This window comes from Lewinella sp., from assembly GCF_050633125.1.
GTDB lineage: Bacteria > Bacteroidota > Bacteroidia > Chitinophagales > Saprospiraceae > Lewinella.
Map to the genome: position 1 here is coordinate 63318 of NZ_JBOEFX010000046.1, position 283 is coordinate 63600.

At 40.6% G+C, this 283-nt stretch carries 1 pseudogene; it reads right to left on the reverse strand.

Annotated features, from left to right (window positions below):
• Positions 1–283: pseudogene (locus ACRBG0_RS10950) on the reverse strand (elongation factor 4); the annotation flags it as partial.

Sequence of the window (283 nt, forward strand, 5' to 3'; positions counted from 1 at the left end):
CCATAACATTTGGCAGTTACATCTTTGCGTAGAGCTGATAAAGATTCCCTCGCTATAATTTTAGCACCAATAGCAGCCTGTACAGCAATCATAAACTGCTGTCGTGGAAGCAACTCTTTCAGCTTTTTACAAATCTTGCGGCCAAAGGACTCTGCTTTAGAACGGTGAACTAATGCCGACAAAGCATCAACGTTTTCTCCATTAAGCTTAATATCCATTTTCACCAAATCTGACTCGCGATAGTCAAGTGGCTGATAATCAAAAGAAGCATAACCTCTGGAAA